Here is a 938-nt window from a genome sequence, read left to right on the forward strand (position 1 = left end):
CAATCGACGATCCTCGTCTCCCAACAAGTCACTACGAATCTGCAAAAGTTCTTCGACACGAGTTTATCATTGAACGACGTAACTACTGGTCACTTTGTCGCCTTTGCAAGATACCTCTCTAAAGAGGGGTATGCCCGAACAACAATCGATCGACGTGTGAGTCTGGTAAGAACGATCTTCTCGGAAGCAGTGGAATATGGACTCATCGAAAAGAACCCGTTCCAAGGCATTCGATCGAAGCTGAAGAACGTGATGAGCCGGAACAATCGTTCGCGACAGAGGTTCATCGAGCGGACAGAAATTCTCCGCATCATGGATTTTTGCCCTGATGATGAGTGGCGCTGCCTGATCGCCCTAAGTCGATTTGGAGGACTCCGCGTTCCATCGGAAGCTCTCAGCTTGAAGTGGTCGCATATCGACTTCGAGCAGGTTCGAATGAAAGTCCCGTGTCGCAAATTGGAGCATATTGAAGGACACGAGACTCGCGACGTTCCTATCTTCGGTGAACTACGCCCCTATCTGGATTCGGCCTGGGATGCTGCCGATCCGGGAGGTGAACTTGTCATCAGCCGCCATCGACCGCCAATCTTGAAGAGCGGCGCAGGCTGGGCAAACGCAAATCTGCGAACGCGATTTGAGAAAATCATCAAGAAGGCTGGATGCGAACTCTGGCCGCAGCTGTGGCGCAATCTGCGAGCAACCCGGCAAACAGAACCCGCTGACCGGTTTCCGCAACATGTTGTCTGCCGCTGGATGGGAAATACTGGTGATGTCGCGATGGAACAATACCTGCAAACAACGGATGCATATTGGGAACACGCCACAAAAGTGATGCCACCAGTGATGCCGTCTGATCAAGTCATGCCTCGCACGAAGTCGCAACCGATTCTGCCACCAACGTCGTATCTCCAATCAGAGCAAAAAGAAACGGCCGCATG

Annotated in this window: 1 protein-coding gene; it reads left to right on the plus strand. The window is 52.1% G+C overall.

Going from position 1 to position 938, the window contains the following annotated elements; all coding sequences use genetic code 11:
* Positions 1 to 39 precede the first annotated feature (39 nt).
* The coding region (locus tag AB1L42_RS23800) for a phage integrase SAM-like domain-containing protein (RefSeq protein ID WP_367062725.1) at positions 40 to 938 on the plus strand (899 nt) is incomplete at its 3' end.

The organism is Thalassoglobus sp. JC818 (assembly GCF_040717535.1).
In the GTDB taxonomy this organism is placed as follows: Bacteria; Planctomycetota; Planctomycetia; order Planctomycetales; family Planctomycetaceae; genus Thalassoglobus.